The sequence below is a fragment of the Collinsella sp. UBA1693 genome, assembly GCF_002320115.1.
Classification (GTDB): Bacteria; Actinomycetota; Coriobacteriia; order Coriobacteriales; family Coriobacteriaceae; genus Collinsella; species Collinsella tanakaei.
The window spans coordinates 502,184-517,654 of sequence record NZ_DCJT01000010.1 but is presented as its reverse complement, the minus strand read 5'-3'; the positions used below and the strand labels follow the sequence as shown (position 1 = coordinate 517,654).

The 15,471-nt window shown below is 61.4% G+C and carries 15 protein-coding genes; all 15 read right to left on the bottom strand.

The window, feature by feature from the left end; genetic code table 11:
- Positions 1–2 precede the first annotated feature (2 nt).
- The 15 genes from B3H65_RS06745 to uxaC all read right to left on the bottom strand — a co-directional run bounded on the left by B3H65_RS06745 (position 3) and on the right by uxaC (position 15,291).
- Entirely contained in the window at positions 3–644 is a 642-nt protein-coding gene (locus B3H65_RS06745) for a helix-turn-helix domain-containing protein (RefSeq protein ID WP_286684632.1), read from the bottom strand.
- Between the two features lie 238 nt (positions 645–882).
- Positions 883–1,083: a hypothetical protein gene (locus B3H65_RS06740; RefSeq protein WP_117679431.1), complete on the bottom strand. Its 201-nt coding sequence runs from the start codon at positions 1,081–1,083 to the stop codon at positions 883–885.
- Between the two features lie 13 nt (positions 1,084–1,096).
- The gene (locus B3H65_RS06735) at positions 1,097–1,693 is read right to left on the bottom strand and encodes an Rnf-Nqr domain containing protein (RefSeq protein WP_286684631.1); all 597 of its coding nucleotides are present in this window, start codon (positions 1,691–1,693) and stop codon (positions 1,097–1,099) included.
- Positions 1,693–2,340 carry an Rnf-Nqr domain containing protein gene (locus tag B3H65_RS06730; protein WP_270479887.1) on the bottom strand — a complete coding sequence of 216 codons (648 nt, stop codon included), beginning with the start codon at positions 2,338–2,340 and terminating at the stop codon, positions 1,693–1,695. Before B3H65_RS06730 ends, B3H65_RS06735 begins: the two co-directional genes overlap by 1 nt.
- A gap of 1 nt (position 2,341) precedes the next feature.
- Complete coding sequence (locus B3H65_RS06725) at positions 2,342–2,926, bottom strand: FMN-binding protein (RefSeq protein ID WP_286684630.1); 585 nt, start codon at positions 2,924–2,926, stop codon at positions 2,342–2,344.
- Entirely contained in the window at positions 2,913–3,836 is a 924-nt protein-coding gene (locus tag B3H65_RS06720) for an RnfABCDGE type electron transport complex subunit D (protein ID WP_286684629.1), read from the bottom strand. Before B3H65_RS06720 ends, B3H65_RS06725 begins: the two co-directional genes overlap by 14 nt.
- A 3-nt stretch (positions 3,837–3,839) precedes the next feature.
- Positions 3,840–5,177 (bottom strand): electron transport complex subunit RsxC, encoded by a 1,338-nt coding sequence (gene rsxC, locus B3H65_RS06715; protein ID WP_117679436.1) that lies wholly within the window; start codon positions 5,175–5,177, stop codon positions 3,840–3,842.
- A gap of 239 nt (positions 5,178–5,416) precedes the next feature.
- Positions 5,417–6,832: a S1C family serine protease gene (locus tag B3H65_RS06710; RefSeq protein ID WP_286684628.1), complete on the bottom strand. Its 1,416-nt coding sequence runs from the start codon at positions 6,830–6,832 to the stop codon at positions 5,417–5,419.
- 241 nt (positions 6,833–7,073) lie between these two features.
- Positions 7,074–7,736, bottom strand: a complete 663-nt coding sequence (locus B3H65_RS06705; RefSeq protein ID WP_270479890.1) for a response regulator transcription factor — start codon at positions 7,734–7,736, stop codon at positions 7,074–7,076.
- A gap of 191 nt (positions 7,737–7,927) precedes the next feature.
- Positions 7,928–9,268 (bottom strand): glutamine synthetase family protein, encoded by a 1,341-nt coding sequence (locus B3H65_RS06700; RefSeq protein ID WP_117679438.1) that lies wholly within the window; start codon positions 9,266–9,268, stop codon positions 7,928–7,930.
- A 237-nt stretch (positions 9,269–9,505) separates the two neighbouring features.
- Positions 9,506–10,063, bottom strand: coding sequence for an FAD-dependent oxidoreductase (locus B3H65_RS06695; RefSeq protein ID WP_286684627.1), 558 nt, complete (start codon positions 10,061–10,063; stop codon positions 9,506–9,508).
- A gap of 1 nt (position 10,064) precedes the next feature.
- Positions 10,065–10,721, bottom strand: a complete 657-nt coding sequence (locus tag B3H65_RS06690; protein WP_286684626.1) for an NAD(P)-binding protein — start codon at positions 10,719–10,721, stop codon at positions 10,065–10,067.
- Positions 10,722–10,803: 82 nt separating this feature from the next.
- Positions 10,804–12,288 (bottom strand): UxaA family hydrolase, encoded by a 1,485-nt coding sequence (locus B3H65_RS06685; protein ID WP_117679440.1) that lies wholly within the window; start codon positions 12,286–12,288, stop codon positions 10,804–10,806.
- Positions 12,289–12,354: 66 nt separating this feature from the next.
- Positions 12,355–13,866, bottom strand: a complete 1,512-nt coding sequence (locus B3H65_RS06680; protein WP_286684625.1) for a tagaturonate reductase — start codon at positions 13,864–13,866, stop codon at positions 12,355–12,357.
- Positions 13,867–15,291, bottom strand: a complete 1,425-nt coding sequence (uxaC, locus tag B3H65_RS06675; RefSeq protein WP_286684624.1) for a glucuronate isomerase — start codon at positions 15,289–15,291, stop codon at positions 13,867–13,869.
- Positions 15,292–15,471 lie beyond the last annotated feature (180 nt).

Genomic DNA, 15,471 nt, shown 5'->3' with positions numbered 1-15,471 from the left:
ACTCACGCAATAGAGCGTGTCGCGCCCATCCCCATCCCCATCGCCACAAAGCAGACCAGCAAAACCGCGACGATCCCCCAGCGCCACCAATTCACCTTGGTGAGCACCCAGCGGTAGAACCAATCGCGCGGCAGCTCGTCCGCGGACGCACGGCCCTCCAAAAACGCAACGATATCGGTCGCGTTCACTAAATCCCGCGCTCGCCTCACCCTATCTCGCCCCGCCACGGCGAATAGCATATACAGCATGACCGTCCACTGAATAACGCCAAGCACCATGCTGTAGCCTTGATACGCTGACCAACTCATCCCAAGTTCCCGCAGCGCGGAGCGCGCAAGTCCAACGCAGATGATAACCAGAATGTTGACCCACTCCATGATGAACGAGCGCATCAACACGCGCCTGTCGTTCGCCGCCTCGCGCGCCAACTCGTCGGCGTCGCCACCAAGCAGCTCATCCACCGTCACGCCAAAGACGCCCGCCAGAAGCTGCAGGCTCTGAATATCCGGCAAGGTTGCCCCGCGCTCCCAGTTGCCCACCGACTGGCGCGTGACAAACGCGGCGGCAGCCAACTCGCCTTGCGTCATACCCGCTCGCTCGCGGCATGCACGAATCCGAACGCCAATCCTCTTTGCAACGTCCATGAGCGCCTCCCCGTACTCGGCACGGGCAACGTCAGGACGATTATCCCCCGCGCACGAGCGGAATCGCGCATCACGTATGTCAAAGGTGTTTTGCACCCCGTATCTCATCTGGCCGACTTGCATATCACGCTGCTCGACGCCTCCCTTTGAACAAAGCCGCCACTAAAAAACGTCCCCGGATCTCTCCGGAGACGTTTTCTACATGCGATATGCGAGGAGCACGAAAAGTATTGCTTCTCTATGCGCCTTCTGCCGCGGTCTCGGAATCGGCCTCCGCAGCAGCACCAGCGGCCTCTTCGGCCTCCGCCTCGGCGCGCGCCTCGCGGCGATCAGCGAAGTTGTTCACGCCCGCGCAGATGCACAGGGCGAGAGCCGCGCCGCCGCCGATGATGGCGAGCAGGATGGGCGGGACGCCAACCATGATGAAAGGATCGGTCATCTTCAATCCCCCCTTACACAAACAATCCGCCGGCGATGCCCGCGACGCCCGTGAAGGCAAGCGCCATCAGCGAAGCTGTGATCAGCGTGATGGGCAGGCCGCGAAGCGCATGGGGAACCAAGCGCTCGTCGATGCCGTTACGGACAAAGGCGAACAGGACGACGGCCAAGAACAGACCAAAGCCCGCACCGACGGAAGCGCCGAGGGCGGACGAGAAGGTCATGGCATCCGCCATGCCGCCCTGGGAAAGCGGCACGGCCAAAACGGCCGCGTTGCAAGCCAAAATGGTGCAGGCGCGCAGAATGCGGGTACGCTCCTCGGAAGACTTGCCCGCGCCCATGATGGTGCCGCCCACAAAGATGGCGCCGGTGCTGGCGAGCACGCAGCCAAGGGGAGCAAGATAGGACACGCCCCAAGGCAGCAGGAAACCCGCGTAAAGCGGCCAGCAGATAACGCCGGCAACCGCTACGGAGATACCCAGAAGACCGCCCATGCGAATGGCATCCTGCGGGCGCTGGGCGACCAGAATCACGGAAACCATGGCGATCAGCTGCGCGAAGACGATGTTGTTATCGAACGCAGCGGTGAACAGAGCGTTGAGGAATTCCATTAGCGCTCACCCTCCTTAGCAGCTGCGGACTTGGCGCGCACGTCGCAGATGGACTGAACAAAGGTGGCAACCAGGGCCAAGACCAGCAGCGAGCCGGCGGGCTTACCGAAGATGGACAAGGGAGAAGCGGCGAGCTCGGGCATGGTAAGGCCAAAGACCTCGCCCGTGCTGAGCATGCCGTTGATGAAGCCCACAAAGACAAGAGTCGCGAAAGCGCACACGGCGGCGAAGGCGGCGGTGCCAAGCGAAGACTTGGAAGCCGGCTGTGCGGAGAAGCCCTCACGAGCGACAAAGGCCACTGCCATGGCGTTTACGCAGGTAAGCGGCAGATAGATGCCCAAGGCCTCGTGCACGGCGGGCTCGACCACGCGCACGGCGAAGCTCACCAGCACAGAAACCATGGCACCAGCAAGCAGCGTCACGGGCAGATAGGAGAACGCGCCGGTAAAGCGACGGGTCACAGGAGCGATCAGCGCCATAGCGAGGATGGCGACGGCGGTCGCGATGCCGATGGCGGCACCGTTGACAACGGAGGTAGCCACAAAGAGGCCCGGCAGGGCTGCGGCGGTGACCACAAAGGTGGGCGTGCGGACAAAGTCGGCGATGCGCTCGTCCTGCTCGCGGATAACGTTCTGGTTCAAAGCCATCTTACTTGCCTCCCATCTGCGCATACGCCTCGAAGGCGATGTTGAGGTCGGCGACGATAGCCTTAGCGGTAAAGGTCGCGCCGGAGACGCCGTCGACCTTGGTCTCGCCGCTGGCGGGCTCCTCGACCGTAAACACGCCGGAGGCGTCCAGGTCGGTAAAGGTGCCGAAATAGTCCTCGGTCAGAGCGTTGGTACCGATACCATCGGTCTCGTCCTCGGCGACAACCTGGATACCGGCGACCTTGCCGGCAAACGTGATGCCGACCATAACCTCGACGTCGCCGTGGTAGCCCTTGGAGGCGACATCGAAAACGTAATCGCCGGAATCGGTCTTATACACAGAGACAAGACCCTCGACGGCGGGGGCGGATACCTTCTCAAAGGTGGCATCCGGGAACAGCAGCGCGCGCTGGGCGCCGCCCTTGGATTCATCGAGCTTGGCGTCGGCCTCGGCGAAGGCATCGGTCATGCCCCAGTGAACCGCAGCGGTCACGCCGCCGCACACCAGCGTGGCGACCAAAATGAGCGCGAGCGTGTAGAAGGCGCCGTTGCGATGGCGCGAAAGCCAGGAGTTAGACGAGGGCATTCTTCACACCTCCCACCGGACGGGGACGGGTATAGCGATCGATCAGCGGCACGAACATGTTCATGAACAGGATCGAGAAGGCAACGCCTTCGGGAGCGGCGGCGAACAAGCGCACCAAGGAGGTGATGAGGCCGCAACCGATACCGAAGATGATCTTGCCCTTGGGCGTCATCGGGGTGGTGGTGTAGTCGGTCGCCATAAAGAAGGCGCCAAGGGCCAAACCACCGGAGAGCAGCTGGAAGACCACGTCCTCGCCAGCAAGGCCCATGATGACGGCAACGGTGCCGATGAAGGGCAGGGTCGCCCATGCGTCGACCACCTTGATGGCCAGCAGGAACAGATAACCGGCGAGCAGGGTGATGATGCAGGTCTCGCCCAAAGCGCCGGCATGGTTGCCCAGCAGCATGTCCATGATGCTGTAGGGGTTGGACTCCATCGCCAGCGGAGTGGCGCCGGTGATGGCGTCAAGCGGCTTGCCGGCGACGTCCGGGTAGGAGGACAGGGCGCTGGGCAGCGCGACCATCACGAAGATGCGCGCGGCGACCGCGGGGTTGGCAAAGTTGTTGCCGATGCCGCCGAACATCATCTTGACGACGACGATCGCGAACGCGGTGCCCAGGACGGCAACCCAAAACGGGCAGGTCGCGGGCAGGGTGAAGGCGAACAGCATAGCGGTGACCACGCAGGACATATCGCCCGCCGTGGACTCGCGATGCATGATGGCGCAGCACAGGTGCTCGCTCACCAGGGCGGTTGCGATGCACACCAGCACCAGCAACGGGGCGCCCAGGCCGTAGAGCCAGGTGGCGGCGATCAGCGTGGGTACCAGCGCCAGGCAGACGGCGCCCATGATCTTGAACGTGGATGCGCTGCCATGGAAATGCGGGGAATCCTCAAAGATGAGATTCATACGTTACGCCTCCTTCGCAGGTTGGGTGAGGCGCGCGACCTCGCCGCGATAGACTGCCTTGCCCTCGCGGATCGAGGCGGTGATACGCCTGTGGGCAGGGCAGGTGAACGCGCAGGAGCCGCACTCCATGCAGTTCATGACGGCGAGCTCGTCCAGCTCCACCGCATCATGACGACGGCTGGCGGCGTCGAGCGCGTAGGGCATGAGGCCCAGCGGGCACACACGCACGCAGCGGCCGCAACGGATGCACGGGGATTCCTCGGGCAGCTCCGCCTCCTTGTCGAGGCATAGGATCGCGTTGTTCGCCTTCAGGATGGGGCAGTCGATGTTGGTGATGGTGCGGCCCATCATAGGTCCGCCCATGATGATCTTCTTGGGATCCTTCACCAGGCCGCCCGTGGCCTCGATAACGTCGCGAACGCTCATGCCCAGGGGCACGCGGTAATTGCCGGGGTTGGCGACGCAATCGCCCGCAAGGGTGATGGTGCGGCGAACCAGGGGCACGCCGTAGCGGAAATACTCCTCGACGCGGGAAACCGTGGTGACGTTGAGCACCAGGCAACCAGCATCGATGGGCAGGCCGCCGGCGGGGACGGCACGGCCGGTCGTGGCTTCGATCAGAACCTTCTCGCCGCCAGCGGGGTACTTGGTGGGGACCATGAGGACCTCGACCAGGTCGGAAACACCCTTCTCGGCAATCGCCTTGTTGAGGGACTCGACAGCCTCGGGCTTGTTGTCCTCGACGCCGATGACCACGGCGGGAATCTCGAGCGCGCGCGAGATGCGGACCACGCCGTCGATCACGCGCTCGGCGTGCTCGATCATCTGACGGTAGTCGCTGGTGATGTAGGGCTCGCACTCCATGGCGTTAACGACCACAAACTCGAACTTCTTGCCAGCGGGCGCCTGCATCTTGAACCACGTGGGGAACGAGGCGCCGCCCAGACCAACCACTCCGGAATTGCGGACGCAGGCGATGAACTCGTCCTTGGTGGTGTAGGTGGGGACCTCGAGCGCGGGGTCGTTTTCCATCTTGCCGTCCGAGGTGATCTCGACTACGGGCGCGGTGGCGCCGGTGGGAAGCTTCTCGGTGGCAACGGAGGTGACCGTACCGGAAACGCTCGCATGGATGGGGGCGTAGAGACCCTCGCCCGTTCCGATCAGCGTACCGATGTAGACGTGGTCTCCTACCTCGACGCACGGGGTGCACGGGGCACCGATGTGCATGTTCAGCGGGATGCGAACCTTACTTGGGGGTTCGATCCACGTGCAGGGACAATCCCGCGTGTCCTTGCACTGGGGCGGATGGACGCCGCCCAGCGTCTTATGAAGAGAGAACATTACTCCCCTTTCGCTCCTCTTCCTCTTCTGTTCCACCGCAGCGAGCTGTTGCAGAACAGCAATGTCCAACGTTCCATTCTAGATGCTTTTCTTCATCATTTAAACACGTACCATTATTCGAGAATTAGAATAATGCCTTAAAAGAAAAAGAACTCGCTCGATACAGCCGTACCAAGCGAGTTCTTTGGCGATCATCTTTCTTGATGCGCAGCCTTGCGCTTACTGTTTGCGGGCGAGGATTAGCCCAGGTTGCCACCCATTCCCATACCGTTGCTAGAACCGCGGCCCATAAGCTCTTCCAGATACTGGAGGAATTCCTCCTCGGTCATGGAGTTGCCGGAGGCGTCGCCCTGCGAGTTGTCCTGCTGGTCGGTCTGCAGGGCCTCATCGGAACCAAGCGTGACCTCAACCTCCTGCTCCTTGGAGTCGCGAACCACGGTGAGGGTCACCTTGTCACCCACCTCATGTTCGCGCAGGGCAATGATCAAACCGTCTGCAGAGGTCACCTGTTCGCCATCGATCTTAGTGATGATGTCGTTCTCCTGAATGCCGGCATCTGCCGCAGGACCGCCGTCGCTTACCGCAACCACCAGAGCGCCCTCGGTGGCACCCAGGTTATTGGCGCGAGCACTCAGCGCATTCACCGAGGTAAGGCTGACGCCAAGGTACGGATGCACGGGGGTCTTGCCGTCGATGATCTGGCTGGCGATGTTGATGGCGTAGTTGACCGGAATTGCAAAGCCAACGCCCGAGCTGGAACCAGAATAGGACTCGATGATGGAGTTGATGCCGATAAGCTCGCCGTTATCATTCACCAGCGCGCCGCCGGAGTTGCCGGGATTGATGGCGGCATCCGTCTGGATCATGTTGGCGTAGATGGAGGTACCGCTGGTAGAGGGCAGCGCAGTGGAGCGGTACAGGGCGCTCACGATGCCGGTGGAAACGGACTGCTCGTTACCAAAGGGGCTGCCGATAGCCATAACCCATTCGCCCACGGACAGGTCATCGGAGTCGCCGATCTCGATAGGGGTCAACTTGCTGGAGTCGACGTCCTTAAGACGGATAACGGCCAGGTCGCTCGAAGAGTCCTCGCCCACCAGCTCCGCCTCGTAGCTCTCGCCGCCCATGGAGACAACCAGCTCCGTCGCACCCTCGATCACGTGGTAGTTGGTGAGGACGTTGCCATCCGTATCCAGCACCACGCCCGAACCCACACCGGAGCCTTCGCTGGTAGTGGTGCTGATGGAGACCACAGAGGGCTGCGCTTTGGCGGCGACAACCTCCGCCAGCGTGGTGTCCTCCGCGTCGATCTCGATGTTTTGCTTAGAAGTGTTGCCCGTCGCCTGAACATCCGAGTCGGTGATCTTAAAAGCGCCGGACATGACGAGCGCGATCACCAGCACCGCGCCCACAACCAAGCCGCCAAACGACGCCAAAAAGACCGGAGCCTTCTTGGTCTTGGTCTTCACCACGGTGTGCTTTACGGTCTCGGTCGTCGGAGGGACCGCGCCAGGCATAGTGGGGTCCTGCTGCGGAGAGGCCATATGGGTGGTTGGCTGGGCAGGCGTGGGCTCAACCTCGACACGCGGGGCGGAGCCGTGGAAAAAGGAGTCGCTAACGCCTTCGGGGCGCTGTGGGATCTTGTCATCACTCATGGTTGCTTCCTATCTTCAAACCTTTGGGTCAAGAAGTGTTTTACCCCAATGCAGTTCCCCATGCGTGGCAGAACGGAGCACATTAAACGTTTCGCAAGCAGGCTTAAGTAATCCCTTAAGTAAATGGTTGTCCACCATTAAGAAAAGTGGACAAGGGAAAAGAAAAGGAGGGCCAAAAAGACCCTCCTCGACACGGCGCTATGCAGAGCACGGGAGCAACAGGTCGGCACCCGTCAAAACGCTACTCTTTGAACAGGTAGCCCACGCCGCGAACCGTGGTGATATGCGCGGCGATCTGCGGGCCGATCTTGGAGCGAATGCGACGAATGTGCACGTCAACCGTGCGCGTACCGCCGCAATACTCAAAACCCCATACGCGATGCAGCAGCACCTCGCGGCTATAAGCACGGTTGGGGTGCGTAGCCAAGAAAGAAAGCAATGAGTACTCCATCAGCGTGAGGTCGACCGGCTCATCGTCCAGATACACCTGATACGTAGCAAGGTTGATGGTCATGCCGTCAACGGTGAGGATATCATCGCCCGCAAACGGGTCCTCCTCGCCCATAAGGCGGCGGGCGCGGATCTCGAGCTCAAGCTCCGTAGCGCCAGAGCAGATGAAGTCGACGCGTGCGTGGGAGGGAATGCGCAGGCTCGCCAGCGCATCCTCGTCCGCGATCAGCAGCATGGGAATGCTGCCGCGCCCGTCCAACCACTTGGCGATTTGGTCCAGGCGATCGTTGCGCAGGCCGTCCACATCGAGGATCAACAGATCGAAATCATGGGTGGCGTTGGGCGAATCCGGCGTTGCCGCGTACACCTCTACACCCATGGTAGAGGTCAGGGTCCGGGCAAAGTCATGGAAACGCGTAGTACGCGCCATAAAGAGTACGTTCTTCTCGGACATTCGCACCTCCCTTTTTAGTGACATGATAACAAGAACCGCTGGTAGATATATGCGCTATCAGCAGTCAATTTTATTTTTATGTAAAAAACTTTCACTCGTGGCACGGACAGGTCGCCGTTTCGAATAAAAGGGGCCGCACCGCATCGAAGCGACGCGGCCCATGGCGCTTTCTTTCTTCTATGAAGAAGCGGCTACGAGTTAGCCAGGTAGTGCTTGATCTCCCACTCGGTGATGGTGGACGAGTACTTCTCCCATTCGCCGCGCTTCTTCTTAAGGAAGAACCCGTGGATGTGCTCGCCAAGCGTCTCGCGCATGAAGTCGGAGTTCTCGAAGTAGTCGAGTGCCTCGGCAAGGCTGCGGGGCAGCGGCTGGATGCCATGGCGGCGCAGCTCGGTGTCGCTCAGGCTGGTGAGCGCGCTGGTCGCCTCCTCCGGCAGGGTGAGTCCGCGCTTGATGCCGTCGAGGCCCGCCGCCAGCGTCACCGCGTTGGTGAGATAGGGATTGGCCATAGGGTCGGGCGTACGCAGCTCGATACGGCTTGACTGGTGCTTGCCCGGCTTATAGATGGGGATACGGATCATCGCGGAGCGGTTGCGCAGACCCCAGCTTGCGCAGGTGGGAACAGAGCCGCCACCGGTGACCAGGCGCTTGTAAGAGTTCACCGTGGGGTTGGTGATCGCGGAGATCTCGTTGGCGTGGGCCAAGATACCGGCCATGTAGCTCTTGGCGATGGGCGACAGGTGATACTCGGGGTCGTCCTCGCCCCAAAACACGTTGTTGCCGCTCTTATCGAACAGCGACTGGTGCAGGAACATGGCGCTGGAAGGCTCCTTGGCGATGGGCTTGGGCATGAAGGAGGCATGGATGCCCGCCTCGAAGGCTTCCAGGCGAATAACGTGCTTGGCGGTCATGATGGCATCGGACATGGAAAGCGCCTCTGCATGGCGAAGCGAGATACCGTGCTGCGAACGACCGGAAGAATGGAAGGTGTACTCCACCGGCACGCTCATCTTCTCGAGCATGAGAACGGTGGAGCGACGCAGGTCGCGCGCGGAATCGGACGGAGTGAGGTCGAAGTAGCGAACATCGTCCAAAGGCTCGGGCGTGGACTCGTCCGGGAAGTAGTAGAACTCGAGCTCGGTGCCCACGTTCATGATGTAGCCGTCTTTCTCGGCCTTCTTGAACATACGGCGCAGACACTCGCGCGGATCGCCGGCAAAAGGCTTGCGGTCCGGCGTGCACACGTCGCAGAAGATGCAGGCGACCCCGTCATGGCTGGGGCGCCAGGGCAGGACCTGGAACGTGGAGGGATCGGGGAACGCGAGCATATCGGACTCGTCGGGCGTGGTAAAGCCCTCGATGGCCGAGCCGTCGAAACCGATGCCCTCTTCGAATGCGACCTCGAGGTCCTCTGGCGCGATTGCGAAGCTCTTAAGCCTACCGAGAACATCGGTAAACCAAAGGCGAACGAAGCGAATATCGCGTTCCTCGACTGTGCGGAGCACGAAGTCGATGTTCTGCTGCAGGTCCATGGGAAGCCCTTTCACGCTTAAATCCCAACATATAGCTTTTTATATTTGCATAGCTATGTTTCCACTGAGTTACCTGTGGTTGCGGCGCCCCCAACATTGATGCTCCCCCTAAGCAGTCGGCCCCGACCACCAATTAAATGGAGGCCGGAGCCGTTATCTCTGAAATTGCGTCGCTACAGGGCGGGGCGTTTTATTCCGCTCCCAACTCAGGCTCCTATCTGCAAATAAGGTTGCACGCTAGATTCCCAGGTAGGACATAATGCCGGCGACGGCGCGGTTAGCGCCGGCCACAGCATGAACCACCGTCGAGGGGCCGCTCACCACATCGCCCGCCGCGAAGACGCCGGGCATCATGGTCATGCCGTTCTCGTCCACCTCAAGCAGACCACGATCATTGGCGACCAGGGCGTCGGTGGTGAGGACCAGCTTGTCCTTTGCCTGCTGGGAGGCGGCGATCACCACGGTATCGCAGCTTACGTGGTCGAGCTCATCCTCATAGCCAACAACGGCGTCCCCCTCATCGAAGATGGCGGTTCGGAACACCGGGCCGTTGCCGTCAATCTCTTGGATCGCCTTGCCGTACACCAGCTCCGCACCGTCCAGCTGGGCGAACTCGACCTCATCCGAACTGGCGGAGACGTGCTTGGAGCGCGCGTAGATGGTGACGTTACGGGCGCCCTGGCGAAGCGCGGTGCGCGCCACGTCCATGGCAACGTTGCCGGCGCCAATGACCGCGACGCTCTGCCCAATCGCCACACTTGACGGATCCACCAGGTAGTCGATGCCAAAGAACACGTTACCGCGGGTCTCGCCCGGAATGCCCAGTTTGCGCGCGCCAGGTGCCCGTGCCCACAAACACGGCGTCGTAGCCGTCACGCAGCAGGTCGTCGATGCGCAGGGCGCCGCCGATGGTGGTAGAGGGGCGCACGCGCACACCCAGGTCGCACATCACCTTGCGGTAGCGCTGCACCAGCGTGCGCGGCAGGCGAAAGTCTGGAATGCCGTACTCCAGCACGCCGCCGATCTCTGCACGCTGCTCAAACACGGTAACGGCGCAGCCCGCCTGGGCAAGCTTGATGGCAACCGTGATGCCAGCGGGGCCGGAACCAATGACCGCCACGCGCTTGCCGCAGCTAGGAGCCGGCGCAAACTCATGGCGTTCCAGGTAGGTTGTCGAGATATAGTGCTCGATGCTAGAGAAGTGAATGGGGGTGCCCTTCTTGCCCTGGATGCACGCGCCCTCGCACTGGCCCATATGGTTGCACACGGCCGAGCAGACCGCGCTCATGGGGTTGTTGGCAAACAGCACCTCGCCCGCCTCATCGATCTTGCGCTCGCGGAACAGCTCGATGACCTGCGGAATGGGCGTCTGCACCGGACAACCCTTAAGCTGGCACATCGCGCGCTTGCACATAAGGCAGCGCTTGGACTCCTCTACAATGTGAATCCCCATACCAATTCGCTCCTTTCAACTATGCCCGCGACATCAAACGATTCGATGCCGCGGGCATAAACAAGTCGTATATCGAGACGCCTTACAGCGTGACGCCGTCTTTCCAGATCGAGATCTCATGGCACCCGCGGCGCTCGGCGCTGGTCTGCTTGCCGCTCGCCGTCTCGAGCACCAGGTCCCACAGGTCCTCGGCGGCCTCGTCGATGGTGCGCTCGCCCGTGGCGACCACGCCGGCGTTGAAGTCCATCCAGTTGGCCTTATGCTGGCACAGGCGCTCGTTGGTGAAGACCTTGAGCGTGGGCGCCGGGGCGCCAAACGGCGTGCCGCGACCGGTGGAGAACAGAATCACATGGCAACCTGCCGCGGTGAGCGCGGTAGTGGAGACCATGTCGTTGCCGGGGCCGCAGAGCATCTGCAGGCCGGGCTTGCGCACCGTATCGCCGTAGCCCAGCACGTCAACGATGGGCGCGCTGCCGCCCTTCTGGACGCAACCGCAGCTCTTGTCCTCAAGCGTGGTGATGCCGCCGTCCTTGTTGCCGGGGCTGGGGTTCTCGTACACAACCTCGCCGTGGCTGATGAAGTAATCCTTGAAGCCGTTGAGCATGCCGGCGGCCGCATCGAACACACTTTGATCCTCGCAGCGATCCAGCAGAATCGACTCGGCGCCGAACATCTCGGGAACCTCGGTAAGCACAGAGGTGCCGCCGCCGGCGACCGCGATATCGGAAACGCGACCGATCACGGGATTAGCGGTGATGCCGGACAGGCCGTCAGATCCGCCGCACTTGAGACCGATGACCAGTTCGGAGGCAGAGATGGCCTCGCGCTTGAACGTCTTGGCGTGAGTGGCGAGCTCGGAGAGGATCTTATGGCCCTCTACCAACTCGTCCTCAACATCCTGGCAGGTAAGGAAGCGCACGCGCTGCGCGTCGTAGTCACCCAGCTCCTCAAGCACCTGGGCATGCGTGCAGTTTTCGCACCCCAGCGAAAGGAAGAGCACGCCGGCGGCGTTCGCGTGGCGCGAAAGCGCTACCAGCAGCTTGCGGGTCTGCGCATGGTCCGCACCCGTCTGCGAGCAGCCAAAGGGATGCGGGAAGTAGTACACGCCCTCAAGGCTGTCCCCCACCAAATCCTGAGCCTGTTCGCACATGGCGCGGGCGACCTCGTTCACACAGCCAACCGTAGGGATGATCCACAGCTCGTTGCGCGTGGCGGCGCGACCGTCGGCGCGGCGAAAGCCCTGGAAGGTCTTGGGCTCGATAGCCCGGAGCACCGGGCGCGACGGATGGTACTCGTAATCGACTTCGCCGGAGAGATTGGTCTTGACATTATGCGTATGCAGCCAGCTACCCGCCTGGACATCGCAGGTCACATGGCCGATGGGCAAACCGTACTTGATTACGTTGTCGCCGGCGGCGATTGCGCGGACGGCCATCTTGTGGCCCTGCGGAATGTCCTCTGCCGCCGCGACATCGCCCACACCCGGAACCGCGACCGCGGTGCCGGCGGCAAGGGGCTCGAGCGCCACGATCACGTTATCGGCCGGATTGATCTGGATGGTCTTCACGTATGGCTCCTCCAATCATGAGAAAAAACCGCGGACGAGCATTGCCCCGCCCGCGGCATACAAGGTTTACAGAGCTGCAGCGTACGCGGCGGCGGCACCCTGGGTGCGAACAATCGCCAGCGCGCTGGTTACAAAGTCGAGAAGACCGGGGACCTGCGTGAGGTCCTGGCCCCACATCTGCTCGTTGGAGAGCACGGCGGCAACCAGGTCGGCGTCGGCGTCATCCGCATGGGCGGCGTAGAAATCGAGAACAAAGGCGTCATCCTGCGCAACGTAAGCCGTGCCGTCGGCGCGACGCAGGTGCAGGCCGTCGTCCTCGCGACCCTCCAGGCCGGTGGAGTAAAACGCGATCAGGGTCGCCAGGCTGGTAGCCAGGCACGCGGGCAGCTCGCCCTTCTGCTCAACGTAGTCCAGCAGCGTGGGCAGGTCGCGGGCGCGCCACTTGGCGGTCGAGTTAAGGCAGATGGAGAGCAGCTGGTGGTCGATAAACGGGTTATCGAAGCGGTTCTCGACCGCCGCGGCGAACGCGCGCAGGTCTTCCTCGTCCAGCTCACCGGACAGGGTGGGGATAACCTCACGGTCGAGCATCTTGTTCATGAAACCGCGCACAACCTCGTCATGCATGCAGTCGCGAACAATGTCGAAGCCGGCAAGCCAAGCACCCGGAACAAAGCAGGTGTGGGCGCCGTTCAAGATGCGGACCTTGCGCTTCTTGTACGGGGTCACATCCGGGGTGACAAAGACGCCCGGCAGCTCCGCCTGGATGAACGGCAGCTTGGCGGCCAGCGCCTCGTCGCCCTGGATACCCCACATCTGGAAGGGCTCGCGAACCGTGAGGAAGGGATCCTCGTAACCCAGGCGCTCTGCAACGGCAGCCGCCTCGGAGGCCTCACGGATACGGCCGGGGACGATGGTGTCAACAAGGGTGGTGCAGAAGGTGCACTCGGTATCGAGCCAGGCGTTGAACGCATCCTCCAGGCCCCAGTCGGAGACATGCTGGTGGACAATACGCAGCAGCTCGGCGCCGTTATGGTCGATAAGCTCGCAGGAAAGGACGATCACGCCGGGCTTGTTCGCCTGGTAGCGCTTGTAGAGCACCTGCGTCAGCTTGGCCGGGAAGCTCGCCGGGGGTTCATCATCCAGCTTGCAAGAAGCGTCGTAAGCGATGCCGGCCTCGGTGGTGTTGGAGACGATGATCTCCAGGTCGTCGGAGACGGCGACGTCCATGATCGCCTGGAAGTCCTCCGCGCGATACGGGTTGAGGCAGCGGCTGCAGCTTGAGATCAGGCGAGCCTCGTCCACCTGCTGACCGTTCTCGCGGCCGCGCATGAGCACGGTGTACAGGCCATCTTGAGCGTTGATGCCATCCGCGAAGCCAAACGCTCCGTTGATGGGCTGCACCATGCAGATGCGGCCGTTCCACCCGGTCGCCTCATTTGCCAAGTCGAAGAAGCGGTCGACGAAGGCGCGGAGGAAGTTGCCCTCGCCAAATTGGAGAACCTTCTCGGGGGCGTCGGCGGGTACCACGTAGCTGGTATTACCGATCTCCGCCAGCGTCGTACGATTCAAAGTCTTCATTTACTTCTCCTCTGCAAGATCAAAGCCAAAATAACGAACAGCGTTGTTGTAGGAAATATCGCGGACCAGGCTGCCAAGCAGCTCCATATCGCGCGGGAACTTGCCGGCCTCGACCCACTCGCCAAGCAGGCCGCACATCACGCGACGGAAGTACTCGTGGCGCGGGTAGGACAGGAAGCTGCGGGAATCGGTCAGCATGCCGATAAAGTTGCCGAACACGCCCTCGTTGGCAAGGACGGTCATCTGCTCGCGCATGCCCACTTCGTTATCGTTGAACCACCAGGCGGAGCCGTTTTGGAGCTTGCCGGCGACGGGAGCCTCTTGGAAGCACGCCATCACGGTGTCGATCATGGTGTTGTCGACCGGGTTCAAGCTGTACAAGATGGTCTTGGGCAGGCCGCTGTTCTCCTGGATGGAGTTGAGGAAATCTGCCAGCTGATCGGCAGGGGTGTAGTTGGAGATGCAGTCGTAGCCGGTATCCGGGCCAAGCTTGGCGAACATGGCGCGGTTGTTGTCGCGTTTGCAGCCAAAGTGCAGCTGCATGGCCCAGCCCAGACGCACGTACTCGCTGGCGGCGAACTGCATAAAGGCGGTCTTGTATGCCAGGACCTCGTGCTCATCAAGGGTATCGCCGGCAAGCGCCTTGGCGAAGATGTGCTCAATCTCATCCTCAGACGCCGGCACGTACATCACGTAGTCCAGCGCGTGATCAGAGGCGCGGCAACCAAGCTCATGGGCGACGTCATAGCGAAGGGAGATGGCGCGCTTGAGGTCTGCAAACGAGGAGATGGAGACGTGGGCCACGTCTGCCAGACGGCCCAGGTAGCTCACGAACTCACGGCCGCGTTCGATGCGAAGTGCTGCATCCGGACGCATAGCGGGAACAACCTGCACGTCGAAGGTGGGGTCGGCAGCGATCTTCTTGTGCCACTCAAAGCTATCTGCCGGGTCATCGGTGGTGCAGATCATGCGGACATTAGAGCGGCGAACCAGCTCGCGGCAGGAGAAATCGTCCTGTGCAAGCTTGGCATTGGCCAAATCCCATACCTCCTGAGCGGTCTGGGAGTTGAGCACGCCCTCATAGCCAAAGAAACGCTTGAGCTCCAGGTGGCTCCACTCAAAAACGGGGTTGCCAACGCAACGCTCCAGGGTCTCCGCCCACTTCTGGAACTTCTCGCGAGCCGGGGCGTCACCGGTGATAAAGCGCTCGTCCACGCCGTTGGCACGCATAAGGCGCCATTTGTAGTGGTCGCCGCCCAGCCAGACCTCGGTGATGGATTCAAAACGCTTGTCCTCGAAAATCTCCTTGGGGGAAATATGGCAGTGATAGTCAACAATGGGCATGTGCTCCGCATAGGTGTGGAATAGCTCCTCACCCGTCTGCGTGCTCAGAAGAAAATCCTGATCGTCCATAAAAGCCTTCATGTGTATCCTCTCGACTTCGCAAACATACTCGATGTCTGCGACCCCCGGGCGAGAAAAGCTGTCGCTCGCCTTTGTACAAGGTGAACGTTACCCTAATCCAAGAGAAATTGCACTAGGTTAGGTGAACGTTCACTTTACCTATACGGACGAACGGCACTTTTTCATCGGTAAACGGCTCTT